We start from the raw sequence: 1,070 nt of genomic DNA on the forward strand, positions 1-1,070 counted from the left end.
TGTACTGACCGGGGACGTTGGTCGAGAGGGTGTGACGCGCTGATCTGATCGATGGCGTAGGAGGGCCTCCCGCGGTGGAGTGGAACTGCCTAGGTATCCGCTCCGTACACAGGAGGCCCTCGTGTCCCACGCTAATGCCGCTTTGACTCCGCGCGCTCGACTCACGGTCGCGCGGCTCGTGATCGATCAGAAGGTCCCGATCGCGGAGGTCGCTGCCCGGTTCCAGTGCTCATGGCCCACAGTCAAGCGATGGGCCGACCGGTACGCCGCGGGCGAGTCGATGTGTGATCGGTCCTCACGTCCGCACCGGATGCCGGCCAAGACCGACCAGGCCATCACGCGGCAGATCGTGTCGTTACGTCTGCGCAAGCGCTTGGGGCCGGTCCAGCTGGCCGCGCTGACCGGAGTCGCGCCCTCGACCGCCCACCGGGTCCTGGTCCGGTGCCGGCTCAACCGGCTCTCGCACGTGGACCGGGCCACGGGTGAGCCGGTGCGCCGCTACGAGCACGACCAGCCCGGCGCGATGCTGCACGTGGACGTCAAGAAGCTTGGCAACATCCCCGACGGCGGTGGGTGGCGTTTCGTCGGGCGCGCTCAGGGCGACCGGAACCGTGCCGCTACACCGGGCAAGCCGAAGAACGCCCACCACAACCCGAAGATGGGGCACGCGTTCGTGCACACCGTGATCGACGACCACTCCCGGGTCGCCTATGCCGAGGTCCACGACGACGAGACCGCCGTCACCGCCACCGGCGTGCTACGCCGGGCCGTGGCCTGGTTCGCCGCCCGCGGGATCAGCACCCAGCGGGTGCTGTCTGACAACGGCTCTGCCTATCGGTCGCACCTGTGGCGCGATACCTGTGCCGAGCTCGCAATCACCCACTCACGGACCCGCCCCTACCGGCCCCAGACCAACGGCAAGATCGAACGCTTCCACCGCACCCTGGCCGACGGATGGGGCTACGCCCGCCGCTACGCCTCAGAAGCCGAACGACGAGCCGCCCTGGCAGCATGGATCCACGAGTACAACCACCACCGACCCCACACCGCCTGCGGGAACAAGCCACCAG

At 68.7% G+C, this 1,070-nt stretch carries 1 protein-coding gene; it reads left to right on the forward strand.

The genetic code is table 11. From position 1 onward, the window contains the following. Positions 1-121: 121 nt before the first annotated feature. The coding region (locus IE95_RS0118255) for an IS481 family transposase (RefSeq protein WP_036572719.1) at positions 122-1,070 on the forward strand (949 nt) is incomplete at its 3' end.

The organism is Oerskovia turbata (assembly GCF_000718325.1).
Lineage (GTDB): Bacteria > Actinomycetota > Actinomycetes > Actinomycetales > Cellulomonadaceae > Oerskovia > Oerskovia turbata.